Genomic DNA, 24,816 nt, shown 5'->3' with positions numbered 1-24,816 from the left:
AGCGCGCGGCCCGACCTACCGGCCGTGCGCTCCACTGTCGGCCTCAGTAGCCGCCGTCGGGCGGCACCATCTCCCCGCGCACCCCGAGCAGTCGCACCGGGCGGTCGTCCTCGAAGGCGAGGTAGAGCTCGAAGGCCGTCTGCGCGATCACCTCGACGTCGTACGTCGCCTCGGGGAGCTTGCGGATGCGGGTGAAGGTGAAGAACGGCGCGAAGCGGATCTTGAGGTGCACCCGCTGCACCGCCCGCTCCTCCTTGCGCACGTCGTCGACGACCCGCGCGGCCAGCTCGCGGAGCGCGGTGCGTACGTCGTCGGGCGTGGTGAGGTCGGCCTGGTAGGTCGTCTCGCGACCGTGGGCCCGCGCCACCCACGGGGTGTCGTCAGGGCGGGACCGCCCGCCGCCACGACCGAGGCGGCCGAGGTGGGGACCATTGGTCGGCCCGAACGCGGCGACGAGCGCCTCGTCGGCGGCGCCGGCGAGGTCGGCCACGGTGCGGATGCCGATCGCCTCCAGCCGCCCACCGATCCTGGTGCCGACGCCCCACAGCGCGGTCGTCGGGCGCCTGCCCATGACCTCCATCCAGTTGTCGCGGGTGAGCTGGAAGACGCCCTGCGGCTTGCCGAAGTCGGTCGCGATCTTGGCGCGGACCAGCGTGTCGCCGATGCCGACCGAGCAGTGCAGCGCGGTCGCCTCGAGCACCGCCGCCTGCACCTGCCGGGCGGTGGCGACCGGGTCGTCGGTCTCGACGCCGACGAACGCCTCGTCCCACCCGAGCACCTCGACCACCGCGCCCGGCGTCGCGCGCAAGGTCTCCATCACCCGCGCCGACGCCTCCTCGTACACCGGGAAGTCGACCGGCAGGAACACCGCGTCGGGCGAGCGCCGCTTGGCCAGCTTGAGCGCCAGCCCGCTGCGTACGCCGTGCGCGCGGGCCTCGTAGGACGCCGTCGACACCACTGCCCGCTCGGTCGGGTCGCCGCGACCGCCCACCACCACCGGCAGCCCCACCAGCTCGGGCCGGCGCAGGAGCTCGACGGCGACCAGGAACTGGTCCATGTCGACGTGGAGCACCCAGTGACGCACCCCGCCATTGTGGCCGGGCGGACCGACAGGCCGCCGAAAACCAGGTGCGGCACGAGGCCCGCGGCGTCTAGCCTCGTCCAAGGCGAGATCAGCGGCGGGGCCGGAGTTCCGGGCCCCGTTCCGCGCGTCGTACCTCGCCACCACGCCCTGCACAGGCACTGGTATCGGAGCTGTTCACTCCTGTGAGTTCGACTCTCACTCCTCTCACGGGTGGTGGCCGGTGATGTGTCACGACGACGAGCCCTGAGGCGGATCCGGTCAGCACGACGGCTCCTGTCCCCGCCCGCCGCCGTGGTCGCCGGCCGCCACCCCGGTCGATCCGTCCCATCCGCCCACCACCGCTCTCCGCGAAGGAGGTCCGCCCATGTCACTCGATCTCATGTCCCTCAAGCTCCTGTTCCTGAACAGCTGCACCGTGCAGCCGTGGGAGGCCCTCCTCGAGCGCCGCGACGGCGAGCCCACCGTCGTCCTCGGCCCCGGCCGGCACGTCGTACGCAGGCGCGCCGAGCACCAGCTCGTCGACCTGCGCGAGCGGATCGACCTGGTGCCGGTGCAGGAGGTGCTGACGGCCGACGGCGTGACCGCGAAGGTGTCGGCCGTCTTCCGCTGGACGGTGGCCGACCCGGTGGCGTTCACCGAGCTCGTCCGCGACCCGGTCGGTGCGGTCTACCTCGCCGTCCAGCTAGGCCTGCGCGACGTGCTCGCCTCGCAGGACGCCGAGGCGCTCGTCCGGGCGCCGCGGACCCGGCTCGCCGACGGCGTACGCGACCGGGCGGCGTCCGCAGCGGCTGAGGTCGGCATCCGGCTCGTCGACGTCGTCGTCAAGGACGTCGTGCTGCCGGGGGACCTGCGGGCGGCGTACGCCGAGCTCGTCGTGGGCCGCCACCGTGCGCAGGCCCAGCTCGAGGCGGCGCGGGCCGAGACCGCGGCCCTGCGGTCCCTGGCCAACGGCGCCAAGCTGCTCGACGACCACCCGTCGCTCGCGCAGCTGCGGCTGGTGCAGGCGCTCCCGCCGGGCTCGCGCGTCGAGCTGGTGCAGTCGGCGCGCGCGTCCTCCCGCGAGGAGTGAGCGGTGAGTGGGGCAGGTTCCAAGTCGGCGGATTCATACGGTCGTAGGAACCTGCCCCACTCACCGCCACCCCTGGGGAGGTCCGCTGCCGTACGCCGGTCGGCGTACGGTCGAGGTCATGACGAGCGACGAGCAGGCCGGGCCCGAGTCCCCCCATCCCGACCCCTACGCGGAGCACCCCGAGCAGTCCGTCTTTCCGGGCGCGGGCGAGCGGGTCAGCGACGCCGACCGGCAACGGGCGCTCGACGCCGAGCCCGCGGGCAACGCGACGGTCGGCGACACGGTGGACACCGACGGGCTCGACTCGAGCGCCCACGAGGGCGGCGCTGGTGCGGAGGAGTTTTCCGAGCAGGTCGACGGCGGACACCGGACCGACTGACCGGAGGCTCGAAGTTCACTCGTGTTGCGGGCGAACTTCGAGTCAGGGCGCCTCGGCGCCGCCGGCGTCATGGGACGGGCGGTGCAGGCGTACGACGCTCATCGGCGCGGAGTCGTGCGCAGGGAAGGTCGCCAGCACGGCAGGCAGGTGGGGGTCGATGGTCCGGCCCTCCAGCTCGACCAGCTCGTCGCCGCGTCGGGCGCAGGCTTCGAGGGTGGCGGCCAGCGCCGCTGCCACCAGGGAGGGCCCGTTGGGCTCCTCGACCCGGGTGGTCTCGGCGATGATCCGCTGCAGCCCGTCGGGTGCGTCCTGGAAGACGAGGCTGAAGGCTGCGATGCGCCCGGCGCACAGCACCAGGCGGGAGACCTGGTGGTCCAGCTCGGCGGCGGTGCCGGCGGCTGCCCTCGCGACGACGTCGCGGGGACGGAGCGGACCGATCATCTCGTGCGCCCAGACGTACCAGTCCACGAAGGCCTCATCCACCTGTCCGGCGCTCACCGCGTCGCTGGGCTCCACGGTCGTCCCGGGCGGGGCGAGGTGCGCGGCCGCCCACGCACGCCACGCGGGGGATGCGGGCACCACCCGGGGTGCCGGGCAGTGCTCGACCAGGTCCGAGCCGATCGACTCGACGAAGCCGACGGCCTCGGGCTGCGAGTGCAGGACGCGGGTGATCAGGGCCTCGGTGGGCGGGACGTGCTCGTCGAGTGCGGCGTACAGCGCCGTGCCGATCCCCGACCGTCGGTGCTGCTGAGCCACCTCGACGTGACAGAACTGCTCGTTCTCGAACAGCTCGACCGGTCGGGCGGTGGCCGCGCCCACGCGAGTCCCGGCCAGCCACGCCTCGAGCCGGGTGCCGGCCTCGGTCGGGGCGTTGCGGATGTCGAGATCGTCGCCGGGCACGCCGCCAGCGTCTCACCGTCGCTGACTCGTGTCGCCCACCTGGCGTGGTCAGGCGAGCGCCTCTTCCAACCCCTCGAGCAGCCGGTCGACGTCGGAGTCGTCGTTGTAGGCGGCGAGCCCGATCCGGAGCCCGGAGTCGACGGGGAGGGCGAGGGCGCGGAAGGTCTCGTGGGCGTAGAACGTGCCGGCCGGCACGAGCACGTCGCGCTTGGCGAGGTGCTCGAACACGTCGAGCGGCGAGCGGTCGCGCAGGGTGAGGAAGAGGGTCGAGGTCCGGTCGGCCGCCCGCGAGTGGAGCGTCAGCGCCGAGCCGAAGGCCTCGAGTCCCACCTCGATCCGCTCCCGCAGCCGCAGCTCGTGCGCGGCGATCTGCGAAGCGGCAGAGACCAGCCGCGCGCGCCGGGTGTCGCCCGATCCGACGGAGGCGATCAGGTCGACGGCCGCGGTCACGCCGGCGAGCAGCTCGTAGGGCAGGGTGCCGAGCTCGAACCGCTCGGGCACCACGTCGGTCGAGGGCAGCAGCTTGTCGGGCCGCAGCGTCTCGAGCAGCGCGGGGTCCGCGGCCAGCGACCCGCAGTGCGGGCCGAAGAACTTGTAGGCCGAGCACACCAGGAAGTCCGCGCCCATCGCGGTGATGTCGGGCGCGGCGTGGGCGGTGTGGTGCACCGCGTCGACGTGGACGAGCGCGCCGACCTCGTGCGCCCGCGCCGCGACGGTGGCGACCGGGGGCCGGGTGCCGAGCAGGTTGGAGGCGGCGGTGAGCGCGACGAGCCGGGTCCGTGAGCCGATGACGTCGAGCGACGACAGGTCGAGCTCGCCGGTCGCCGGGTCCAGGCGCAGCCACCGAACGGTCACACCGGCCCGTTCGGCGGCCTGGATCCACGGCCGCACGTTGGAGTCGTGGTCGAGCTCGCAGAGGACGATCTCGTCGCCGGGCGACCACGTGCGCGCCAGCGTGCGGGAGACGTCGTACGTCAACGCGGTGGCGCTGCGGCCGTGGACCACCCCGCCGGGGTCGCCGCCGACCAGGTCGGCCACGGCGGAGCGGAAGCCGGCGACCGCGTCCTCGGCGTTGCGCTGGCTGACCAGGGCCGAGCCGCGCTGCGACAGCGGTCCGGTCAGCGTGCGCGCGATCGCCTCACCGACGACGGCCGGGGTCTGGGTGCCGCCGGGGTTGTCGAAGTGGGCGATGCCGGAGTCGAGGGAGGGGAACCCGGCACGGAAGGCGGCGACGTCGAAGGACACGGCACGAGCCAACCAGAAGCTCAGCTGGCGATGTGCACCACGGCATCCCCGGAGTTCACCAGGGGGGCCTCGGTCCGGCCGATCACGATGCCGTCGCGGTTGGAGTAGACGGCGCGCAGGGTCTTGCCGAAGGAGTCGAAGAGGGTGCCGAGCCGCTCGCCGTCGCTGACCTTCTGGCCGAGGTGCGCGTCGAGGTGCAGGATGCCGGTGCGCCGGGCCCGCACCCACCCGCTCGAGCGGCACTCCAGGCTCGGCTCGACCGGCGCCTCGTCGACCGGCTCGGTCATGCCGAGCGCGGCCAGCACGCGGCGTACGCCGACCACGCCGGCCTCGACGGCGTAGTCGTCGAAGCGGAGGTTCTCACCCGCCTCGTAGAGCAGCACCTTCGCCCCGTGCTCGCCGGCGGCGTGGCGCAGGGAGCCATCACGGATGCGGGCGTGGAGCATCACCGGGGCGCCGAACGCCGCGGCCAGCTCGCGCGTACGCGGGTCGTCGAGGTCGGCGCGCACCTGAGGGAGGTTGCTGCGCCGGTCGGAGCCGGTGTGCAGGTCGATGCCGACCTCGCAGCCGGCGACGATCTCGCGCATGAAGAGGTGGGCGATGCGGCCGGCGAGCGAGCCGCGTGAGGACCCCGGGAACGACCGGTTGAGGTCGCGGCGGTCGGGGAGGTAGCGGTCGCCGGTCATGAAGCCGAGCACGTTGACGATCGGCACCGCCACGAGCGTGCCGCGGAACGTCTTGGGGTCGAGGCCCGCCATCACCTGGCGGACCACCTCGACGCCGGCCACCTCGTCGCCGTGGATGGCGGCGTCGATCCACACGCGCGGACCGTCCTCGCGCCCGTGCACGACGCGGACCGGGAGCGTGACGTCGGCACCGGTGACGAGCCGGGTGATCGGCAGCTCGAGCGCACGCACCGTCCCGGCGCGGATCCGTACGCCACCGATGGCGAAGGACTCCCGAGGCACTAGGCGGCTCTCCGGTCGGCAGGGGTCACGCCGCTCAGGGTAGTGCGGACACAGGCCCGCCCCGACCACCTCCCGGGGGAACGGAGGGGACGGGGCGGGCGGATCGGGGGGTCAGCTGTTCTGCGCGTCGGTGTCGGTGTCGGGTACGCCGTCGCCGTCGAAGTCGGGCGCCTGGTCGGTCGTCCCGCCTCCGGGGCCGCCGCCCTGGGAGAGGTCGCCGGGCGGGACGCCCCGCTGGCCGCCCATCTCCCCGCCGGGCCCGCCGGGGTAAGCACCCCGGCCCCAGTCGTCGGTGGTCTGGGTGGTGGTCGTGTCGGCCGCGCCGTCGTCGGCGACGGCGTACCCGGCCCCGAAACCCGCGCCGCCGATCGCGAGGCCGGCCACGACGGCGCCCGCGGCCACCGCCCTGCGGCCAAACGGGAGGCGGTCGCGCCAGGTGCGGCGGGCGGTGGGGATGGACTGCTCGGTCATGTCGGGTTCCTTCGCGGTGGGGGTGGGGGTGGAGTGGTCGGGCACGACGTCAGCCCATCGGCCCGCCGTGACCACCGGCGGGCGCTTCGCCGGCGGTCACGGACGTCTCGGTGCCGTCGACGGCGACGGTGTAGGTGTCGCCGGAGGTGATGTCGCTGGAGGAGAGGACGACGGAGGCGGCGTCCTTCGCGAAGGTGTACGTCGCAACCTCGGCGCCGTCGGCGTCGCTGATGACGACCTCTGAGCCGGCCGCGGCCGTCGCGTCCAGCGCGGTGGCGATCCAGCCCTGCGGGGAGTCGGTGGACGGCGCGACCATCATCCCGGCGCTGCCGGTGGCCAGCAGCGTGCCGCCGCTGATCGTGAAGGTGCCGTTGACGTCGAGGGTGCCGTTGCCGTCGGTGGTCGGGCCGTGGACGGTGATGTCACCACCGCTGATGGTCGCGTCGCCGTTGGAGTCGAGCCCGTCGCCGCTGGCCCACACCTCGAGGGTGCCGCCGTTGACGTAGAGGTGGAGCGAGTCGTCCGCCGCCATCTCGCCGCCGGGCTGCCCGTCGGTGGCCCCGCTGTCGTCGGAGGAGGCGGCGTTGACGCCGTCGTCGGCGGAGTGCAGCTCGATGTCACCGCCGTCGATGACGATCAGCGAACCCTCGAGCGCCTCGGTGGACCCGGCGATGTCGACGGTGCCGCCCTTGATGAGCACCTGGACGCCCTTGATGCCGTCGTCCTGGGAGGTCACGGTGAGCTCGCCGCCCTCGATGAGCACGAAGCCCGAGCCGGCGTCCTCGGTGTTGTCGGACGTGAACGTGTCGCCGACCGCGTCGACGGTGACGGTGCCGTCGGTGAGGACGAGGTAGTCCTTGCCCAGGATGCCGTCGTCGATGGCCGTCACGTCGATCGTGCCGCCGGTGATGACGAGGCCGTCCTTGCCGACGATCCCGTTGTTGCTGTTGCCGGTCACCGTCAGCGACCCGGTGCCGCCGATGGTCAGGTCGGCCGTGGAGTAGAGGGCACCGGTCGGCGCGTCCTCCGAGGTGCCGTCGTACGTCGCCGCGTCGGCGAGCGCGTTGGTGCTGCCGTCGGCGAGCACGACGACGACGGACGTCGCGTCGACCACGTCAATCGCTGCCGTGGTCTCCGAGGTGATCGTCGCGTCGTCGAGCACGAGGCGTACGACGCCGGCGCTGTCGACGACGACCTGGCCGGTCAGCTCGCCGGTGAGCACGTAGGTGCCGGCCGCGCCGATCGTCACCGTGCCGTCGTCGACGGTGACCGCGTCGGAGTCGGACTCGGCGCTTGAGCCGGTCAACCTGATCGTCGTGGCGTCCTTCTCGTCGTAGGACGTGTCGCCGGTCTCGATCTCGACGTCGTCCTCGAGCACGTCCTCGACGGTCGTGCCCGAGGTCGCGGCGTACGTCGTGGTGGTCGAGTCGCCCGTGGACGTCGTGTCGCTGGCCACGGACGCGCCGCACCCCGCGAGGAGGACGGCGGCCAGGGTCCCGGCCACGGCCTGGCGGAGGGGGAGGAGTCGCATGGGTGCGGCCTTTCGTGGAGGTCGGATGCCCCGATGGTGGACGGCCCACCTGTCCGCGCCGTGGGGTGACCTTGTGCGTCTGCTGTGTGATGGGCTGACAACTTCCCGGCGCCCGCAGGCGTCTTCCCACGGACCGACCTCGACCGAAGGAACCGCATGCGACCCCTCCTGCCCGCCGGCCTCGCCACCGGACTGCTCGCCGTCACGCTGCTCACCGCACCCGGCGCGCAGGCGGCTTCGTACACCTGTCAGGGGCGTACGGCCACCGTCGTCGGGTCGGGTCAGTACGACCTGGTCGGCACCGAGGGGGACGACGTCATGGTGACCAACGGGGTGGGCACGACGGTCGGCCTCGGCGGCAACGACCTGATCTGCGTCACCGGCGGCACTGCCTTCGGCGACGTGAGCGTCGACGCGGGCGCGGGCGACGACGTGGTCGACGCCTCGGCCGTCATCGGCGGCGTCGACGTCGAGCTCGGCGCGGGCAGCGACACCTATACCGGGTCGGCGTACGACGAGACCGTCCACGGTGGCATCAACGGCTACGAAGGGGGTCCCGCGGTCGACACCGAGCGCGACAGCATCACCACCGGGTCGGGGGGCGACGACCGCGTGGTCTCCGGGTCCGACCGGACCGTGGTCAACGCCGACGTGGTCGTGCTCGGCGCCGACGACGGTGCCGGCTTCGGCAGCAGCGTGGCGTGGATCGGGCCTGCCGGCGCGGGCTTCCGCCTCGACGGCGGGGGCGGTGCCGGCCTCGGGTTCACGGTGGGTGGGGGCGACGTCCTCGTCCACGCCAGCAGCGGCACCCTGAGCCAGGACGGCACGCGCCAGCTGTCCTGGACGGGCTTCGACCGCTACACCACCGGTGGCAGCAACTCACGCACGCCGCGGTCGTTCACCTTCCTGGGCACGGACCGTGACGAGGAGCTCGACTTCCGGTTCCCCCACGCGGACAAGAGCCGCCAGAACATCATCATGGGCGGCGGTGACGACGTCCTCCACCTCGGCTACGACGACAACGTCGGGCGCAAGGGCAGCTCGTACGCCGGTGGCCACGGCGCGGACCACGTCAACATGTGGGCGGGCCGGAGCCTCGACCTCGATCTCCGTTCGGGTCGCATGGTGACGAAGAAGAACGGCCGCACGGTACGCAACCGCCTGACCGGCTTCGAGACCCAGCTGGTCGGCGCCAAGAAGCTCGTCCTCAAGGGCACCAAGAAGGCCGACGAGCTGCGCTTCTACGCCTGCAAGGCGACCGTGAAGGGCCGCGGCGGGGCCGACGACATCCGCCAGAGCCGCGGCGACGACTACTTCGAGGCCGGCCTCCGGTGCAACCCGCAGAAGTTCCGCCTGTTCGGCGGCGGCGGCAAGGACACGCTGCGCGGCAGCAGGGGCCGTGACCTGCTCGTCGGCGGTCCCGGGCGCGACACGATCGCCGGCAACGCCGGCCGTGACACCTGCAGCGGCGAGAAGCTGCGCTCCTGCGAGATCAGGCGGCGCTGAGGCCGGGGGCTACTTGCCCCAGTTCTTCCGGCGGACGGCCCGACGCGGTCGCCCGCCGGCGTACGAGATAGAGGAGTCGACCAGGAACCCGCGCTCGAGCGCCTCGCGCCCGATGAGCATCCGGAAGCCCATCTCGTCGCGGTTGCTGAGCGTCATGACGGTCGTGATGGTGCGCCCGGCGAGCGTCACGTCCAGCGCGACGGCGTACCTCTTCTCGACCTGGCCGTTGCTCGAGCGCACCTCGCGCATGTCGAGCACGGGCAGGCTGAGCTCGACGTGGTCCTCGTCGGAGCGCTGCCACGGGTGGATGGAGAAGCGCACCCACTCCTGGCCGTCCTGCTCGTGGACCTCGAGGTCGAAGGCGTGGATCGAGGACGACTTCGCGCCGGTGTCGATCTTGGCCTTCACCCACGGGACGTCGGCCTGCGGCAGCGCCACCCACTCGCGCCAGCCGACGACGACCTTGTCGTCGACGGGGGTCTGCTGGGGGGCGCTGTCCACGCGGTCATCTTGGCAGGTGGGGCTGCTGGGGCAGGTGGTTGGATGGCTGACCATGAAGCTCGCCATCCTGTCCCGGGCCCCGCGGTCCTACAGCACGCAGCGGCTCCGCACCGCCGCCGTGGACCGCGGTCACGACGTCAAGGTGCTCAACACGCTGCGCTTCGGCATCGACCTGTCGGGGGACGAGCCCGACCTGCTGTTCCGCGGCAAGCAGCTGTCGACGTACGACGCCGTGCTGCCGCGCATCGGCAACTCGATCACCTACTTCGGCACCGCCGTCGTGCGGCAGTTCGAGCAGATGGACGTCTACACGCCCAACACGAGCTATGGCATCGCCAACAGCCGCGACAAGCTGCGCGCGACGCAGATCCTGTCGCGGCACAAGATCCCGATGCCGGCCACGACGTTCGTGCGTGACCGCGCCGACGTGATCCCGGCGATCGAGCGCGTCGGCGGCGCGCCCGTCGTGATCAAGCTGCTCGAGGGCACCCAGGGCATCGGCGTCATCCTCGCCCCGACCATCAAGGTCGCCGAGGCGATCATCGAGACGCTGCAGAGCACCCGACAGAACGTGCTGATCCAGAGCTTCGTCAAGGAGAGCAAGGGCCGCGACATCCGCGCCCTCGTCGTCGGCGACCGCGTGGTCGCGGCGATGCGGCGCGTGGCGCAGGGCGACGAGTTCCGCTCCAACGTGCACCGCGGCGGCAGCGTCGAGCCGGTCGAGCTCGACGAGGAGTTCGAGCGCGTGGCCGTGCGGTCCGCGCAGATCATGGGCTTGCGCGTGGCCGGTGTGGACATGCTCGAGGGCCGCAAGGGCCCGCAGGTGATGGAGGTGAACTCCTCACCCGGCCTCGAGGGCATCGAGACCGCCACCAAGCTCGACGTCGCCGGCGCGATCGTCGACTACATGGCCAACCAGGTCGCCTTCCCCGACATCGACGTACGCCAGCGGCTGACCGTCTCGACCGGGTACGGCGTGGCCGAGATCGTGGTCCACGGCGGCTCCGACATGGTCGGCAAGAAGCTCGGCGACTCCGGTCTCGACGAGCGCGACATCACCGTGCTGACCCTCCACCGCGGCCCCCACGTCATCCCCAACCCGCGCAACAAGACCGTGCTCGAGGGCGAGGACCGCCTCCTCTGCTTCGGCAAGCTCGAGGAGATGCGCTCGATGATCCCGGACCGCAAGCAGAAGCGGGTCCGGCGCTTGATGAAGAAGCACCTGCCGCCGGAGAGCTCCTGACCTCGCTAGACCAGTGCCCCGTCCCGGTGCCGCCGGTGCGACGATGAGGAGATGGCATCGGCAGGTGCTGTCACGGCCCCGCTTCCGCCGAAGGTGGTCGGCCTCGGCCTGGGGAAGCGGCTCGACGCCCTGCGCAACTTCCACACCGGCGCCGGAGTCCTGCGCGACCACGGCGGCCCTGTCGTACGCGTGCCGATCGGGCCGCGGCGGGTGGCTCCCCAGTTCGTCCTCGTCACATCGCCCGCCGGCGCCCACGACGTGCTGGCCGGCTTCGACGGGGCACTGGACAAGGGCGTGCAGGTCCACGAGGAGACCAAGCACGTCGGTCTGAACCTCTTCAACCTCCCGCACGAGTCCTGGACGCCGCGACGGCGCGCGATCCAGCCCCTGTTCACGAGGAAGCACGTGCGGGACTTCGCCGTCCACATGTCCACCGAGGCGCAGCTGGCCGCCGAGCGGGCCGTCGAGGCCGGGCGGGTCGCGCTCGATCCGTTCACCCGACGGCTGACGCTGCAGGTGCTCGGCCGGTCCGTCCTCGGGCAGGACCTCGGCCCGCGGGCGCAGGCCATGGCAGGCGACTTCGCCACACTGTTGGAGTACTTCACCGATCGCGGGATCGCGCCGGTACGGGTCCCGGCGAAGTGGCCCACACCCGGCAACCGTCGCTTCGCCCGGGCGCGGGAGCGCTTCTTCGCCGTGATCGACGAGGCGGTCGACGAGTGTCGACGAGACCCCGATCACCCTGCTGAGCTCATCCGCCTCCTGCTCGACGTACGGGATCCCGAGACCGGCCGGCCGCTCACCGCGGAGGACATCCGGGGCGAGCTCTCCGCGTTTCTCATCGCCGGGCATGACACCACCGCCACCACCCTGTGCTACAGCCTCTGGGCGCTCGGCCGGGACCAGTCGCTGCAGGACCGCGTCGCCGCCGAGGCCGCCACACTGGGACGGCGTCCGCTCGACGCCGACGACGTCCCCACCCTCGAGCTCACCACTCGCGTCGTCCACGAGTCGTTGCGACTGTGCCCGCCGGCCGCCGTCGTAGCCCGGATGGCCATGCGCGACGTCGTCGTCGACGGGTGGCGGGTGCCAGCCGGGACCAACGTGGTCGTCGGCATCATGGCGCTGCACACCGACCCCACGCTGTGGCCCGACCCGCAACGGTTCGACCCCGACCGTTTCCTCCCCGAGGCCTCCCGCGGCCGCGACCGCTGGCAGTACCTGCCCTTCGGTGCGGGGCCGCGCTCCTGCATCGGCGACCACTTCGCGATGCTCGAGGCGACCCTCGGCCTGGCCACCCTCGTCCGGGCAGTACGAGTCGAGTCGCTCGAGCCACACTTCCCACTGGCCGTGCCCTTCACGATGACGGCTGGCGGGCCGATCCCAGCGGTGGTGACCGTCCGCTCGTGAGCACCGGACCCGACCACGGGATGCACGTGATCGGTGTGGGCTCGTCGTACGGGGCGAACGGTCGACGCCCCGCACGGACGCGCTGGACGTCGAGGGCGCAGGCAGCCACGTCCCGGTCGAGTGGCGGGCAGTTGTCGACGTACGGCGCCGGGCTGCCGCGCCTCGGCAACACGATCATCTATTCCAGCACCGCCGACGTAGGGCGGTTCGCCGCCTGACGGCGTGTGTCGAACATCCGGATCTGCCGAGATGAGGATGCCCGGGCCGTCGTTGCCGGGCGCGAGGTCCGGCACGGGAAACTCAGTCTGGGGCAGTGCCAAGGGCCGCCTCGATCGAGCGGGTGAGCACCGCGGGGTAGGCGAGCGGGACGGCGGGGTCGAAGTGGTAGCCGCGATAGTCGGAGACCTCGCTGAGAGACAGATCTGAATCTCCGAGGCCACGGGAATGAACGATGAGGCCTAACCCCGGCAGATCGAGGCTGAGGACCGCACGGGCACCGGCACGTTCCAACGCGCGCGCAGAGAGAGTCTGGGTGCCGACAGTGAGGGTGGCGGCATCCCACGTCTCCCATTCGTTTGGCGAAGAGTGCAGATGGTCGAGCAACGGACCGTTGTCCATACCGAGCATGGCGGTCCTACGCACGAGGTAGTGCTCGAACGTCTCATCAGGCCCCAACCACCCCGCTTCCACGTGCTGCCTTGAGAAGGTCGCGACCAGCGCCCAACTGCCCAGACGGGGACGTCGGTTGTCGTCACCGTGCCCGAGCCAGGCCCCGACAACGGGATCACCGGCCTGGCCCTCAACGAAATCGAGCCACCGCGGGCCATGCCAAGTCGACTGCAACCCAAAGAGCGGAAAGTCGAGCGGGGGATGTTCATGCGCCACACCTCACTGTCGCATGCACCCGAGACCGTAGAGAGGACATCCGGATCTGCCGCTGATGGTGCGCGAAGCGGCCGACGAGGGCACGCACTTGTCTTCGTGAGGAACTAGCGTCAGCTCATGCCCATTGTCGAGGTCACCCACGACCCTCTGATAGCGACGGCGCAGTTGCGGATCCTCGCTGAGACGCTCCCGCACGCCGTTTCACTCGCGGTCGAGTGCCCGGAAGAGCCGTACGACGGCAGACTGCGGCCGGGTGACGTGGAGGTCCGCTTCCGCCCACGGGGCCCTCACGACTTCGGTGGGCTCGACATCGTCGTCGAAGTGCGTTCCAAGTGGTTCGCCACTCGGGCCGAGACGCGTCAGGAGCGGTGTGACCGACTCCGTGACACGGTGGTCGAAGCCAGCGGAACGAACCAAGTTGGGGTGTACCTGTCCTTGCCACACGCCGCCTGGGCTCAGGGAGATTGACAGGCACGCCGTGATGATCCGCGCATGCCGCGATGAGCTCGCGCGCATCGCGGCAGATGAGTGCGTTCGGCTGGGAGACTCGCCGCCATGAACATGGGCGGCCCCACCGATCACTGGTACACCGACATCTTCACGTGGAACCGTCCGGCGTTCGGTGAGCCCGCCGACTCTCTGATCAAGGACATCCGCAAGTTCGGCGGCGATCGCCTACTTCAAGACGATCAGCCACTCGGGCGCCGCCTGTGGGACGCCTGGCCCCAGTGGGGTGGTGTCGACGATCGAACGCTGAGTCGGCTCGCGGCCGATTTGGTGCACATCCGCGACGATCTGCTTGCCGACGCGAAGGCCCGTGGCTGGGAAGTTGAGTAGTGCGGATTGCGGCATGTCCGGATGGCCGCAGCGCACGCTGTCTGCGGCAGGGTCCGCTGCGCAAAGGCCGGATGGTGACGCCTGCAACTGAGGTATCCGATTTGGCCAGAAGGCGGCAGCTAGTTCTCAGCGGCGAACCGCAGAGACTCTACGACGCTGGTCATGGTATCGACGGTTCCCGGAGCAGCGTGGATGTCGGTTATCTCGATACCCATCACTCGCTTGTGGTCTCGCAGCAGGTACAGGCGCATGGTCATGTCGTTGACGACACCGTGGTCGAAGCTGGATCCTTCGATCCCGCTGATCACCTGGTTGACCTCCACCTTGGTGCCGCCTTCCCTGCAGTGGTCGAGCGGCACCCCCGGCGCGGCTTGCAGATCGAGCACGACACCTGACCGACCACCGACCTCGGCTTCATGAACGTTCGACACGGCGAGATTCTTCTGCGTCCGGTAGTAGCGCACCATCTCCGCTGGCGTCGGCCCGGCCTCGACGCCGAGGGGCCAGTCCGCACCACAGCGGGGACTGGTCAACGTGCTGGGCAGCACCCCGCGGTAGGCGCCGATGTAGTCCGACGTACCAGCGTCCACGCCCTCTAGGTCGTTGCTGGGGGGCACGAGAAGGAAGTTGCCGTAGAGGTCCTCATAGTTCCTCCAACCCTCGTGCGGCACCTCGTACGTGATCGCCGGGCTGAACTCGACTGTCGTGTATAGCTTTCCCGGCCGTAGTGGGCCCAGGCAGGACCCACCCTCCGGGTTGGGACAAGGCGGTGGCGACGGGGTTGCGTTGGGCGTCTCGCTGTCCGATAGGGCTGCGCTGGGCGTCTCGCTGGGCGACGTCGACGCCGCCGACGACGGGTCCGGAGCCGTGGAGTCGTCGCTGCACGCGCCCAGGACGAGGACCGCCGGGAGGGTCAACGCCAGAACGTCACGACTGACCTATAACGTCATCTCTGCCTCCTTGAAGTGCCGACAGGGAGCAGGCGAGCGATGGCTCAGCCATCACGAGCATGAGGTCAGCATCCCACCGGCCGCCGCATGACGTCATCCGAGATTCCCGTAGTGCTCGGGATTGCGAACTCAGATCCCACGTCGTACTGACCGGATAGCCGTCGTCGTCGCCCTCTCATCGGCATGAGCGGATGCCCGGGACGCGGCAGATCCGGGCGAGCGTAGCCGCCCCCAACGAGGCAGATCCGGGGCGTTCGAGGATGGTTACTCAGCCGTGTCGTCATCCTCACCCAAGGCATACCGAAGCCTGTAGTTCATGGCGTTGAGGGCCCGGGTACGTTACCTCTCGCTCAGGACAGCCCTAGCTCCATGGGATCTGCACATGCCGATGAGCGGTCGGCCGGGAAATTGGTCTTCCATACTTGCCGGCATGGCGAAGAAGGGGCGGGCGCGTGACGTCGCGCGAGGGCGAGGTACGGCTGAGGTCTGGATAGACCACGCCGTGATCGAGCCCGCCGACCTCGACTGGCTCGCACCCGTGCGAAGGCTCACGTTGTGGGCCGTCGACCTGCCAGAAGGCTTCCTCGGGACCTTGCCGAACCTCGACTGGTTAGACGTCAGGGGAGGGTCCGGAGCGTCTGCGGACTTCGTCATCGGCTGCGAACGACTTCGATACCTCCAGGTCAACCAGGTCAGGGGACTGTCGGATGTTTCGGCAGTCGGAGAGCTCGTGACCCTGGAGCTGCTCAGCCTCTACGGGCTCCCGAAGGTCACGGCACTTCCCAGCCTGGCTCGACTTCGATCTCTCGCGAGGCTGGAACTCGGTTCCCTCAAGGGCGTCGGAAGTATCGCTCCCGCGCTCGACGCCCCCGCGTTGGAGGAGTTGTGCCTCTTGCGGGCGGTGTCGATAGAGGCCGATGATGCTGTCCGCATCCGCGATGCGTCACAGATCAAGGCGTTCTCGTGGTTCGCAGAGGACGTACCGGACCTGGTCTGGGTACCGGTGGTGAAGGTGGTCGACAAGCCCGCGGCTCGTGCCGTCACGCCTTCGGACTGGTTCGCCGAGCGCGACTGAAGAACGACCGGATCTGCCGGTGCTCTCAATAAGTCATCGCAACACTTCCTTGACTCGAGGAGGTCGCGATGGCGCGTCAGAACTACCAGAGGTTGTCGCCAGCAGACATTGATGAGATCTGGTCGCGGATGCGTGCCGGGCACGCAGTCAAGCCGACGGCACGGTCGCTGGGACTGTCGACCAGCACGGTGCGGACCTATCTGCTGCGTTGCGACGGGATCAGACCTGTTCCCCCGACGCCGGGCGGCAGGCCGGTTGAGCTTCGAGGAACGCGAGGAGATCTCTCGCGGCCTGGCCGCCGACCGGTCGTTACGGGCGATCGCGGCCGGACTGGGTCGCTCGCCCTCGACGATCAGCCGTGAGGTCGCGAGCAACGGTGGTCGCCGTTGCTACCGGGCCGCGACCGCGGACCAGCACGCCTGGGCCAGAGCAACCCGACCCAAAGCCTGCAAGCTGGCCGCCAACCCGGTGCTGGCTGGCATCGTGGCTGAAAAGCTCGGGCGACGGTGGTCACCGCAGCAGATCGCCGGTTGGCTCAAGCTCACCTATCCCCACGACCCGGAGATGCACGTGTCGCACGAGAGCATCTACCGCACGCTGTTCGTGCAGTCGCGCGGTGCGCTGCGCAAGGAGCTGACCGCCTACCTGCGCACGGGTCGGGTGATCCGACGCGTCCACGGGGTGCGTCTCCCCGACGGTCGAGGTGGTCGGCCGGGGATCCTGCACATCAGTGAGCGCCCCGCTGAGGCCGAGGACCGCGCAGTGCCCGGACACTGGGAAGGCGACCTGGTCTTTGGCAAGGGCATGAGCCCAGTGGCCACTCTGGTCGAACGCTCCACCCGGTTCCTGATGCTGGTCGCGTTGCCGGGCGGCCATCGGGCCGACGCAGTCGCCGACGCACTCGCCGCAGCAGTGACCACCCTGCCGGCCCAACTGGTCCGCTCCCTGACCTGGGACCAGGGAACTGAGATGGCCGCCCATCAACAGTTCACCACCGCCACTGGCATCGAGGTCTACTTCTGCGATCCCAAGTCACCTTGGCAGCGCGGCAGCAACGAGAACACCAACGGCCTACTGCGCCAGTACCTGCCTCGCAGAGTCGACTTCCGCACGCTGACCCAGGCCGACTTCGACGCCATCGCCCAAGAGCTCAACGAACGCCCTCGACAGACCCTCGGCTTCAAGACACCATCACAGGCACTAGCAGAGGTGTTGCGTCGACCGCCTGAGCCCGCACCGCGTTGGGGGCGGTTACGCTCGCCCGGATCTGCCGCGTTGAGCGCGCGCAGGACTTGGGCAACGTGATGCCACGACCGCGGCGAAACTCTCTGGGTCGCGTGCTGGAGAGCTCAGGCTTACAGCCCGAGTTGGCGCTTCACCTCGGCCAGGCTCGGTGCGTAGTTGCGGCGGCTCGCCATGCGCAGGTCACGCAGCCGATGCAGTCCGAGCAGCGGCGTCAGGTCGCCGTCCACGACCCTGGTCGATCCGTACAGGTGCAGCCGGTGGAGCCGATCCAGGCCGGCGATCGGAGACAGGCTAGACATCGCGCCGCATTCGCTGACGTCGAGCTCCTCCAATGCCTCACATGCCGCCACCGCATCGAGCTCGGTGACCTGCGTGCAGCCGCTCAGAGCCAGCGCACGAAGCACTGGAGACCTCGCCTCTGCCAGGGCGGTGCCGTCGTGCAGCGGGGCCATGTAGATCTCCAGTGTGTCGAGCCACGAGAGTCGCTGAACTCCTTCGAGAGTGCGCAGCGCGGGCCTGTCCTTCATCCGCAGGGCGCGTAGGTGGCTCAGATGGGCGAGGCGCTCCAGGTCCTGGCAGTCGTACGCCAGCAACGAGACCCTTTCGAGAGCATCGGTCTTCGCAATGCTGTCGGCGACCTGGCGCCAGTCGCATGAGAGGTCCTTGAGCAGGCGAAGGCGACTGAGGTCGATCTTTGTGCCTGATCCTGTCGTCATCGCCAACGACTCCAGTGTGTCGCCAAGCTCGTGGACCGGTCCGAGGTCGTCGATGGTGCGAGCGAGAACTTCGAGCGCGCGGATCGGGAGACCGACAAGGAACCGCAGATCGCGAGCCACGAATCCGCGCGCGTAGTTGGCGACCAAGCGGTCAGCTCCCGACTCGCGGAATGCCGCCGCAGCCTCTGGCGACCACGGCCCGAGCAGCTCGAACTCGGTGCCGCCATGGGGCAGCTCTCGAAAGGCGAAGTCAGGACTCACACGTCTCATCGTGCCGGACCCGGCGACAACCGCATTGCATTCCAGCCACGTTCCCGTCCCAGCCGGGGAACGCACTCATCTGCCGCGACGAGGGCGAGGCTCTCGAAGGACAGCCGCACTAGCCTGAGTAGGTGTCCGAGAAGGCAGCGCGCCAACAAGCACGCCAACAAGTGGCCGACTACCACGAGGCAGAGCTCGCCGAACTCGTCGCGCACGTCGCCGACGCGATCGATCATTTCCGCGACGGTGATCTCGACCCATTCGATATGGACCACGTGCTGTTCCAGTACTCCCGAGCGGCGAAAGAGCTCTGGAAGTACTGCAACCTAGGCAACGTCGAGGTGGCCGCACGGTACATACGGGAGGACCCGGCGATCGACTGGTGGGAGCGCGGAGCCTTTAGGGAGCGGTGACGCGCATGCGTCATTCCGCCGGCTGTAGGCGCAGCTGCACATCCAAACTGTCACCCGTTCGTGCAGCAGTCCCCTCGGGCGCAAGGTCGACGTGGGACGCGCCACCAGCTGGGCAGCAAGGTGATGTCGAGGGCGTTGCTACCGACGAACCCACAGCGGAGGGCTGGCCCCGGATGCGATTGTCGGCCGACGAGGGCGGCGATGAAGAGGACGCGCCGCGTCCGTGCCCCGGGTGCCCCGTCGCATCCGCGAGGGTGTCATGCAACGGCGCCGCTCTGCACGGCTGCGGCAGTGCGGTTCGAAAGGGGTGGTAGTTGGGGCGCTTCGGGGTGGGGCCCTGGTACCGAGGTGGTGGGCCGCTCGCCCGTCGCCGCGCACGGAGCATCGGTCTCACACGATCTCTTGAGGTCGGTGCGCGATGCCGTCGGAGACCGCGATCACGTCGACGTTGGCGTAGGGGCCCTTGCGTGCCTCAACCGGGACCAGCATCTGGACCAGTTCACCGTCAGTGACGTCCAGGGTCAGCTCGACGAACGACCCAACGGTCAGGTCGTCCGCGGTCACGGCTACGGGGGGTTCGTCGGCGAGGTGGACCGGTTCGTGCGGCGGCAGCCGGATGACATCGACGAGCACGGCGGTTGTGACGGGTGTGCCGTCGCTCTTGACGATGGCGCTGGTCACGGCGTGTGGTTGTTGCTCGGTGTTCAGCAGCGTGCCGACCACGCGTCCGTTCCCCTCGCCGTCGACCACGATCGCGAAACCGAAGGCGTCGACCTGTTGGGTGCGGGCGTTGCTGCCGATCGACGGCTGGTACGACTCAGCGTCGCGGGAGGCCCCTGCAGAGCACCCGGACGTGAGCAGCCCCAGCAGGAGTCCGGCGCACACGAGCGCTCGTCTCAGACTCAGCAAACTTCACCTCCGATGGAACATCCAGAGGGCGGGGCCGCCGCTCGCGTGCCGCGCGGCTTCAGTTCTCCGACACGTCAACTGGGAACTCCTCGCCAACTCCCGGTTCGCCGACCGGGAAGACCTCGACCACATGGGGTCCCACGTCGCGGGGCATCGCGCGACCATCTCCACGCCCACCGGCCGGCGCTTCCACTGCGTAGACCTGGTCTCCCTCGGGGTCGAGCAGGCGCAGCTCGTAGGCAGTCTCGCTCTCGTTCTCGAGCACCACAGCGGCGACTTCGCCGGCCTCGGCCTTGAGATCGGGTGAGGCATCCACCTGGCCGTCCGCGGACACGTGGAACCGCAGCGTCGGAGGGTTGAGGGGGACGTCGTTCTCGGCACGTTCGCTCAACGGCGCGGCACCGCTCGGGTTCTCCTGACCGCACGACGACAAGAATCCGGCGAGGACCACGCCCACCGCCGCCACCAGCACGGCCCGCCACTGTGGGTGCCCCTGCAGGAGCCACTGGCGCGGTGAAGCGGGCCGACAACCCGCGTGACGGTGGTCGATCGGTCGTCCGTCGTGCGTTCTCGTGCGCGGCACGTCTTGCACCTCTTCCAGGGACAGGCGCCGCGCGAGGCTGCGGCGGCGCGGTACGGGTGGGGCGCGACGAGCCGCCGTGGGCACCCATCCACGATCGGCGGGGCTGGCGGGCTGCGCGCGGTCGTACGGCCGCTTCTCAGGCGGCGTCTCGCACGACGAATTGCAGGCGGCCGTGGCCGTCGCGGCGGACGTCGAGGACGCTGTCACGGAACTTCAGCGCCGCGATGGGCGCCAGAAACACGCGGGCGCCGTCGTGCTCGACGATCTGGTCGGTCTCCTCAGGGCGCGCCGCGCGCCGGACGGCGAACGTCGGGCGGTCAGACCGACGGCAGATCCGCAGACCGGGGAGGTGGGAGGAGACGCTGGGACGGGAGATCGCAGCGACGGCCTGGTGGGCCTCTTCGGTGAGCGTGAGCATGGGTGACTCGACTCCTTCGGGTTGACTCCTTGGGTTGCTTCTCCTCCACCTTGCGGAAGTAGCGACGTCCTCACAACCGGGGTCACGCTGCGGCCGTGACCAAGCGTCACACGATGGTTATGCGGCTGTGACCCTTGACGCTCGCTGCCACGCTCCGGAGCCGCCGTACTGTCGTCTGCGGTCCCTGGACCGGCTCCCGGTCGTCACCGTCAACGAGCGCGTCGGTCACCGCCGGGTTGATAGGGGTGGAGCATGCGAACTTCACGACTGTGTGCGGCTCTGGCGGTAGGCGTTCTCGGGCCAGTGCTCCTGGCTGGCTGCTCTCTGGACGGATCGGACGACGACGAGCCCTACCAGGCGTCGATCGGCACCAACGCGAGGACCGACGACACCGACGCGCTGGGCTTCGCCCTCGTCGTCGACGGCGACGGAAACGGACGCGTGGTCGGAACGCTCATCAACACCACCGAGGCCCAGCACGCCCTCGTCGGCGCCCAGGTCGACGGTGAGCGTGGGCAGATCCGCGCCAGCGTGATCGGCGACAGCGTCCCGCTGCCGCCCGACGAGCCGGTCGAGCTCGCCCGCGAACCGGCCATAGCCGTGTCCGCCGAGGACCTCCCCGAGGGCCTGTTCGTGGAGCTCACGCTCGACATCTCCGGTGCTGAGCCGATCGAGATGCTGGTCCCGGTCGAGCCGCAGAGGGGACCGTACGCCGACGTCGAGGTGACCGAGGCGCCCGACGGCGACATCTCACCCGATTCCGTACCCGCAGGTCGACTACGCACTGATCGAGCGGATCGTGCGCCGGCTGCTCGAGACTCACCCGTCGAATTAGCGTCGAAGCTCCCCTGAGTCCCTGAGCAAGCGGGACCGCGGCCCCCGCACCTCGCCGACGACGCTGCATTCCGCCGCTATCGGGACGCAGCCTCGATGTCGGCTGACAACGACAGCTGCCAAACGATCACTGCAGCGGGATCATCGGCAGGGCGACAGGTGATGCGCTCTGCCAATCCATCACCTGTTCCTGCGTCTGACCGACACCGACGGTGATGTCGATGGCATTTGGATCCCGGATGTCGGTGTCCTTGCTGGGCAGATTGAAGTCGATCTCCCCCGCACCCCCGCCGAAGCGCCAATCGCGGACGAAGCCGAGGGCGTTGCTGTTCCAGTAGTCGTAGTCGTAGACCGGACGGACGAAGCCGATGCCCTCACCGGCCTCGGCGTTGCCGAACATCGCAACGCCGTAGCTCGCCGTCGACAGGTCGAGGCCGCCGAGGTCGGCCTTGTCGACCAGGGTGACGACCTGGTGGGTCTCCGGGATCGCCACCAGCGACACGTCACCGACCCTGGCGCCGTCGCCGCCGAAGACGCCGGCGCTGGAGAAGCGACCGTCGGTCACCACGACGCGGGACCACGGGCTCGCTGTGTTGAGGTTCGTGCCCGGCAGCGCGGGAACGGCCGCGCCGCTGCCCGAGCCGAGGTAGACGTTGATCCGCTGGTGGGAGATCTGGTCTCCGCCGAAGGGGTTCTCGATCGCGCCGGCGATGCCCGTCACGACGGCGACCTGGTCACCGCGGTCGTAGACGTCGGTGCCGGTCAGGTCGAAGGTGCCGGGCTTGTAGACCGCGTTGGCGGGATACACGTACGTGCCCGGCCCGTCGTCGTCGCCGGCGGGATCTGCGAGCGAGCCGATGCGATTGCCGTACGACAGCACGGTGCGGGTGACCGTGCTGGTGGCACCACGCTTGCCCTCCGCGACGACGACCAGCTGGTTCCGTAGGTCCGGGACCTCGATGACGACGTCGAAGGTCGACGTGCCCCGCCGTCCACGCTCGAGAGCGAGGCGACGGTTCTGCCCGTTGACCCCGACGTAGACCGCACGGCCGTCGGTGCTCCCGGTGAGGCGGATCGAGTCGCCGTCCGCGAGCTGCACGCCGGGCTCCGGTGACGTGACCGTCAGCGCGGGCGGAGTCAGGCGACGACCCGACACATAGCGGCGAGACGTCACCTTCGGCGTCTCGACCGGGCCGCCGTTGGCGATGCCGCGGGCGAGGCGGACGTACTGCGCCATCGCCCACGCGAGCGGGCCGGCTGAGCCGGTGCCCTTGCCGAGCTCGTGCCCGTACGACGTTGGCTCGGGACGGTCCCACGCCTGCTCGGGGATCATGTAGCCGGCGTTGGCCGAGCGGTGCATGGTGCGCAGGTGGGCGAGGGCGTTGCGCCCGTTGGCCAGCTCGTACTCGCCACGCTCGCCGGACAGCAGCGGCCAGAGCCGGCCGATGCCACCGGTCGCGAGGGTCCACGGGGACCCGTCGGCGCGCTCGCCGTAGCCGTCGTAGGTGTAGCGGTGCCACATCCGGCCGCTCGGGGTGTCGGTGGCCAGCGAGCGGTCGGTCTCGGCGATGGACCCGACGACGTAGGGGTCGTCGGGAGCCTTGACCCCGAGCCGGACCAGCTCGAGGAAGCCGGCGTCGAGGACGGCGCGCTCCTCGTGCACGCCGGCCGCGTCGGAGTACTCGCGCGAGTCGCCGTCGTCCGGGTCGCCGTCGCCCTCGATGCGGATGTAGTACTTCCCGTCGCCCACGGGGCCGGTCGTGGTGTACATCCACTTCTCGGTCTTGCGCTGCCAGTCGTCAGCCGTGCCCTGGTAGACCGCGGCCGAGGCGTCGTCGCCGTTCCTACGGGCGATGTCGGCCGCCGCCGTCAGGCCGGCGATCTGCGAGGCCATCGTCGACGGCGAGTAGCCGTCCTCGGTCTCCCAGCGCTCCTGCGGCGTCCGCGGCCCCGAGGCGACCAGGAAGTCGGCCGCCTTCTTGATGTGGTCGCGGTAGAACGCCCCACCGGTGCGACCGACCTGCCAGGCGAGGACGATCGGGAAGGCCGTCTCGTCGAGCTGGACGTTGTTCTGGTCGGGGCTGCCGTCGACGTGGGAGTTCTGGGGGAAGCGCCCGTCGGGCAGCTGCTGCCGGGTGAAGAGCCACGTGACCGCTCGGTTCGCGGCGGCTGTGTCGCCAGCCGCGAGCAGGCTGGTGACCTGGTGGTAGAGGTCGCGGGCCCACACGAAGTGATAACCCGCGCCACCGCCGCCGGCACCGTCCGCGTTGACGGCCTGCCCCCACGGCAGGGTCAGCGAGGCGATGAAAGCACCCGGGTAGGTCTTGTCCTCGTGGGCCTTCACGGTCATCACCGAGACGTCGTACTGCGTGCGCAGTTCGTCCCGGAGATTCTTCGGGGCCTTCTTCAGGCTGTCGAGGTAACCGCTCCACTCACGCTGGTACGCCGATGCTGTCGCCGCGTACCCCCTGTCGAGGCTCGACCTAGCCGTCGCGGTCGCCTCCGCCGCGTCGGCGCCGAACCCGACGGCGAGCGTGAACGAGGTCTTCGCGCCGGAAACCGGGACCTGGCCGGTCTGCGCGATGTTGCCGGGCCCGGCCGTGGCGTACGTCGTGTCGAGCCGGCCGTCGGCCAGGTCGGCCCACCCGTCGCTGGTGCCGACGTAGCCCGTGGAGGTGGCGGTGAAGCCGGTAGAGGCGACCAGCGCGCTGGCGATGGGCCGGTCGGCGAGATGTGTGTCGGTGGCGACCAGCGCGCCACCGGCAGTGGAGCCGCTGTCGTGGGTCGAGGTGCCGGCCAGCGACGGGTCGTAGAGGGTGAAGAGCTCGTAGGGCCCGGCCTCCAGGGCCTCGAAGTCGACGCTGATCATGAGCGTCGATCGCTGAGGGTCGGTGACGTACGTCTTGGTGAGCCGCCAGCGTCCCGCCTTGTCGGTGGAGGTCTGCCGGTAGGTCAGGGATGTCGGGTCAGCGAGCTCGGCGGTCCGCACGACCGAGTCGTCCGTCTCCAGCTGGCTGTTCGTCCCGTCGGAGACCGCGAACTGCAGGTCGCGCACGTTGGGGGTGTCGGCAGCCGGGTAGTAGGTCTCACTCAGCGTGCCGTCGGCCAGCGTGTACCAGACCTTGGAGGTGCGGCTGAGCGAGGTGCCGACCCCGTCCTTGTCGCCGCTGCGCCAGGTGGCGTCAGCCCCCGGCGCACCCGGTGCCTCGTCGGCGGCGACCGCCGGGCCGGGCAACGCGAGCAGCGGGACAAGGAGCCCGGCGGCAGCAGCCGCCGCGGCCAGTGAGCGTGCAGGGACGACGTGCATGAGATCTCCTGGCGACCGAGAGGGCCAGATGCGAAACCGCAGGTGGGCCCTCAACGCTACGCGCCGCCGATCCCAC

26 protein-coding genes and 1 pseudogene are annotated in these 24,816 nt (G+C 70.2%); 13 read left to right on the top strand and 14 right to left on the bottom strand.

The features are described 5' to 3' along the window. Positions 1-43: 43 nt before the first annotated feature. Positions 44-1,084 carry a DNA polymerase IV gene (locus HOO61_RS04290; RefSeq protein WP_367650017.1) on the bottom strand — a complete coding sequence of 347 codons (1,041 nt, stop codon included), beginning with the start codon at positions 1,082-1,084 and terminating at the stop codon, positions 44-46. A 364-nt stretch (positions 1,085-1,448) separates the two neighbouring features. Here HOO61_RS04290 and HOO61_RS04285 point away from each other — a divergent pair, with 364 nt between their 5' ends. Then, on the top strand, positions 1,449-2,153 hold the full coding sequence (locus HOO61_RS04285; RefSeq protein WP_253941964.1) for a slipin family protein: 705 nt from the start codon (positions 1,449-1,451) through the stop codon (positions 2,151-2,153). A gap of 118 nt (positions 2,154-2,271) precedes the next feature. Then, complete coding sequence (locus tag HOO61_RS04280) at positions 2,272-2,532, top strand: hypothetical protein (RefSeq protein ID WP_172257219.1); 261 nt, start codon at positions 2,272-2,274, stop codon at positions 2,530-2,532. Between the two features lie 42 nt (positions 2,533-2,574). Here the strand turns inward: HOO61_RS04280 and HOO61_RS04275 are convergent, their stop codons facing one another. The 5 genes from HOO61_RS04275 to HOO61_RS04255 form a co-directional block, all read right to left on the bottom strand. Then, entirely contained in the window at positions 2,575-3,432 is an 858-nt protein-coding gene (locus HOO61_RS04275) for a GNAT family N-acetyltransferase (RefSeq protein WP_172257217.1), read from the bottom strand. 48 nt (positions 3,433-3,480) lie between these two features. Next, the gene (locus HOO61_RS04270; RefSeq protein WP_172257215.1) at positions 3,481-4,677 is read right to left on the bottom strand and encodes a cysteine desulfurase-like protein; all 1,197 of its coding nucleotides are present in this window, start codon (positions 4,675-4,677) and stop codon (positions 3,481-3,483) included. 20 nt (positions 4,678-4,697) lie between these two features. Continuing rightward, on the bottom strand, positions 4,698-5,645 hold the full coding sequence (locus HOO61_RS04265; protein ID WP_172257213.1) for a succinylglutamate desuccinylase/aspartoacylase family protein: 948 nt from the start codon (positions 5,643-5,645) through the stop codon (positions 4,698-4,700). 111 nt (positions 5,646-5,756) lie between these two features. Further along, entirely contained in the window at positions 5,757-6,116 is a 360-nt protein-coding gene (locus HOO61_RS04260) for a hypothetical protein (protein ID WP_172257211.1), read from the bottom strand. Between the two features lie 49 nt (positions 6,117-6,165). Then, entirely contained in the window at positions 6,166-7,647 is a 1,482-nt protein-coding gene (locus tag HOO61_RS04255; protein WP_172257209.1) for a carbohydrate-binding domain-containing protein, read from the bottom strand. Between the two features lie 156 nt (positions 7,648-7,803). Between HOO61_RS04255 and HOO61_RS04250 the strand changes: the two genes are divergently transcribed. Then, positions 7,804-9,153, top strand: coding sequence for a hypothetical protein (locus HOO61_RS04250; protein ID WP_172257207.1), 1,350 nt, complete (start codon positions 7,804-7,806; stop codon positions 9,151-9,153). A gap of 9 nt (positions 9,154-9,162) precedes the next feature. On the opposite strand, the gene HOO61_RS04245 is transcribed toward HOO61_RS04250, so the two are convergent. Continuing rightward, positions 9,163-9,654 (bottom strand): ATP-dependent zinc protease, encoded by a 492-nt coding sequence (locus HOO61_RS04245; RefSeq protein WP_367650016.1) that lies wholly within the window; start codon positions 9,652-9,654, stop codon positions 9,163-9,165. A 52-nt stretch (positions 9,655-9,706) separates the two neighbouring features. Between HOO61_RS04245 and HOO61_RS04240 the strand changes: the two are divergent. From HOO61_RS04240 to HOO61_RS04230, 4 genes and pseudogenes are all read left to right on the top strand, one after another. Beyond that, a pseudogene (locus HOO61_RS04240) lies at positions 9,707-10,564 on the top strand (RimK family alpha-L-glutamate ligase); the annotation flags it as partial. Next, positions 10,562-10,897 carry a cation:proton antiporter regulatory subunit gene (locus tag HOO61_RS24780; RefSeq protein ID WP_367650073.1) on the top strand — a complete coding sequence of 112 codons (336 nt, stop codon included), beginning with the start codon at positions 10,562-10,564 and terminating at the stop codon, positions 10,895-10,897. The pseudogene HOO61_RS04240 and the gene HOO61_RS24780, both read left to right, overlap by 3 nt. Before the next feature lie 51 nt (positions 10,898-10,948). Continuing rightward, positions 10,949-12,307, top strand: coding sequence for a cytochrome P450 (locus HOO61_RS04235; protein WP_172257201.1), 1,359 nt, complete (start codon positions 10,949-10,951; stop codon positions 12,305-12,307). Continuing rightward, on the top strand, positions 12,304-12,525 hold the full coding sequence (locus HOO61_RS04230) for a hypothetical protein (protein ID WP_172257199.1): 222 nt from the start codon (positions 12,304-12,306) through the stop codon (positions 12,523-12,525). The genes HOO61_RS04235 and HOO61_RS04230 overlap by 4 nt, the downstream gene beginning before the upstream one ends. 82 nt (positions 12,526-12,607) lie before the next feature. On the opposite strand, the gene HOO61_RS04225 is transcribed toward HOO61_RS04230, so the two are convergent. Next, positions 12,608-12,934 (bottom strand): hypothetical protein, encoded by a 327-nt coding sequence (locus HOO61_RS04225; protein WP_172257197.1) that lies wholly within the window; start codon positions 12,932-12,934, stop codon positions 12,608-12,610. 375 nt (positions 12,935-13,309) lie between these two features. On the opposite strand from HOO61_RS04225, the gene HOO61_RS04220 reads away from it, so the two are divergent. Further along, positions 13,310-13,660: a hypothetical protein gene (locus HOO61_RS04220; protein ID WP_172257195.1), complete on the top strand. Its 351-nt coding sequence runs from the start codon at positions 13,310-13,312 to the stop codon at positions 13,658-13,660. 87 nt (positions 13,661-13,747) lie between these two features. Then, positions 13,748-14,029, top strand: coding sequence for a hypothetical protein (locus HOO61_RS04215; RefSeq protein ID WP_172257193.1), 282 nt, complete (start codon positions 13,748-13,750; stop codon positions 14,027-14,029). A gap of 119 nt (positions 14,030-14,148) precedes the next feature. On the opposite strand, the gene HOO61_RS04210 is transcribed toward HOO61_RS04215, so the two are convergent. Beyond that, a complete protein-coding gene (locus tag HOO61_RS04210) occupies positions 14,149-14,946 on the bottom strand; it encodes a hypothetical protein (protein ID WP_172257191.1) in 798 nt (265 codons plus the stop codon). A 463-nt stretch (positions 14,947-15,409) separates the two neighbouring features. Between HOO61_RS04210 and HOO61_RS04205 the strand changes: the two genes are divergently transcribed. Both HOO61_RS04205 and HOO61_RS04200 read left to right on the top strand, forming a co-directional pair. After that, a complete protein-coding gene (locus HOO61_RS04205) occupies positions 15,410-16,054 on the top strand; it encodes a hypothetical protein (protein WP_172257189.1) in 645 nt (214 codons plus the stop codon). A gap of 111 nt (positions 16,055-16,165) precedes the next feature. Then, positions 16,166-17,359: an IS30 family transposase gene (locus HOO61_RS04200; RefSeq protein ID WP_253941963.1), complete on the top strand. Its 1,194-nt coding sequence runs from the start codon at positions 16,166-16,168 to the stop codon at positions 17,357-17,359. A gap of 50 nt (positions 17,360-17,409) precedes the next feature. Here the strand turns inward: HOO61_RS04200 and HOO61_RS04195 are convergent, their stop codons facing one another. Further along, on the bottom strand, positions 17,410-18,276 hold the full coding sequence (locus tag HOO61_RS04195) for a hypothetical protein (protein WP_172257187.1): 867 nt from the start codon (positions 18,274-18,276) through the stop codon (positions 17,410-17,412). A gap of 131 nt (positions 18,277-18,407) precedes the next feature. On the opposite strand from HOO61_RS04195, the gene HOO61_RS04190 reads away from it, so the two are divergent. Next, the gene (locus HOO61_RS04190; protein WP_172257185.1) at positions 18,408-18,689 is read left to right on the top strand and encodes a hypothetical protein; all 282 of its coding nucleotides are present in this window, start codon (positions 18,408-18,410) and stop codon (positions 18,687-18,689) included. Between the two features lie 390 nt (positions 18,690-19,079). On the opposite strand, the gene HOO61_RS04185 is transcribed toward HOO61_RS04190, so the two are convergent. The 3 genes from HOO61_RS04185 to HOO61_RS04175 all read right to left on the bottom strand — a co-directional run bounded on the left by HOO61_RS04185 (position 19,080) and on the right by HOO61_RS04175 (position 20,599). Beyond that, a complete protein-coding gene (locus tag HOO61_RS04185; RefSeq protein WP_172257183.1) occupies positions 19,080-19,439 on the bottom strand; it encodes a hypothetical protein in 360 nt (119 codons plus the stop codon). Between the two features lie 217 nt (positions 19,440-19,656). Then, entirely contained in the window at positions 19,657-20,070 is a 414-nt protein-coding gene (locus HOO61_RS04180) for a hypothetical protein (RefSeq protein WP_172257181.1), read from the bottom strand. Between the two features lie 247 nt (positions 20,071-20,317). After that, positions 20,318-20,599 carry a hypothetical protein gene (locus tag HOO61_RS04175; RefSeq protein ID WP_172257179.1) on the bottom strand — a complete coding sequence of 94 codons (282 nt, stop codon included), beginning with the start codon at positions 20,597-20,599 and terminating at the stop codon, positions 20,318-20,320. Positions 20,600-20,902: 303 nt separating this feature from the next. Between HOO61_RS04175 and HOO61_RS04170 the strand changes: the two genes are divergently transcribed. After that, entirely contained in the window at positions 20,903-21,451 is a 549-nt protein-coding gene (locus HOO61_RS04170) for a hypothetical protein (RefSeq protein WP_172257177.1), read from the top strand. 109 nt (positions 21,452-21,560) lie between these two features. On the opposite strand, the gene HOO61_RS04165 is transcribed toward HOO61_RS04170, so the two are convergent. Next, positions 21,561-24,740: a glucan 1,4-alpha-glucosidase gene (locus HOO61_RS04165; protein ID WP_172257175.1), complete on the bottom strand. Its 3,180-nt coding sequence runs from the start codon at positions 24,738-24,740 to the stop codon at positions 21,561-21,563. Positions 24,741-24,816: the final 76 nt, after the last annotated feature.

Source organism: Nocardioides sp. zg-1230, from assembly GCF_013155335.1.
In the GTDB taxonomy this organism is placed as follows: Bacteria; Actinomycetota; Actinomycetes; order Propionibacteriales; family Nocardioidaceae; genus Nocardioides.
This window is presented reverse-complemented; position numbering and strand designations above follow the sequence as displayed.

Coding starts and splice junctions, on each gene's coding strand:
- HOO61_RS04200 (WP_253941963.1), top strand. CDS start 16,166: ATGAGATCTGGTCGCGGATGCGTGCCGGGCACGCAGTCAAGCCGACGG.
- HOO61_RS04280 (WP_172257219.1), top strand. CDS start 2,272: ATGACGAGCGACGAGCAGGCCGGGCCCGAGTCCCCCCATCCCGACCCC.
- HOO61_RS04215 (WP_172257193.1), top strand. CDS start 13,748: ATGAACATGGGCGGCCCCACCGATCACTGGTACACCGACATCTTCACG.
- HOO61_RS04225 (WP_172257197.1), bottom strand. CDS start 12,934: ATGCTCGGTATGGACAACGGTCCGTTGCTCGACCATCTGCACTCTTCG.
- HOO61_RS04175 (WP_172257179.1), bottom strand. CDS start 20,599: ATGCTCACGCTCACCGAAGAGGCCCACCAGGCCGTCGCTGCGATCTCC.
- HOO61_RS04205 (WP_172257189.1), top strand. CDS start 15,410: ATGGCGAAGAAGGGGCGGGCGCGTGACGTCGCGCGAGGGCGAGGTACG.
- HOO61_RS04255 (WP_172257209.1), bottom strand. CDS start 7,647: ATGCGACTCCTCCCCCTCCGCCAGGCCGTGGCCGGGACCCTGGCCGCC.
- HOO61_RS24780 (WP_367650073.1), top strand. CDS start 10,562: ATGGCCAACCAGGTCGCCTTCCCCGACATCGACGTACGCCAGCGGCTG.
- HOO61_RS04250 (WP_172257207.1), top strand. CDS start 7,804: ATGCGACCCCTCCTGCCCGCCGGCCTCGCCACCGGACTGCTCGCCGTC.
- HOO61_RS04220 (WP_172257195.1), top strand. CDS start 13,310: ATGCCCATTGTCGAGGTCACCCACGACCCTCTGATAGCGACGGCGCAG.
- HOO61_RS04235 (WP_172257201.1), top strand. CDS start 10,949: ATGGCATCGGCAGGTGCTGTCACGGCCCCGCTTCCGCCGAAGGTGGTC.
- HOO61_RS04285 (WP_253941964.1), top strand. CDS start 1,449: ATGTCACTCGATCTCATGTCCCTCAAGCTCCTGTTCCTGAACAGCTGC.
- HOO61_RS04260 (WP_172257211.1), bottom strand. CDS start 6,116: ATGACCGAGCAGTCCATCCCCACCGCCCGCCGCACCTGGCGCGACCGC.
- HOO61_RS04165 (WP_172257175.1), bottom strand. CDS start 24,740: ATGCACGTCGTCCCTGCACGCTCACTGGCCGCGGCGGCTGCTGCCGCC.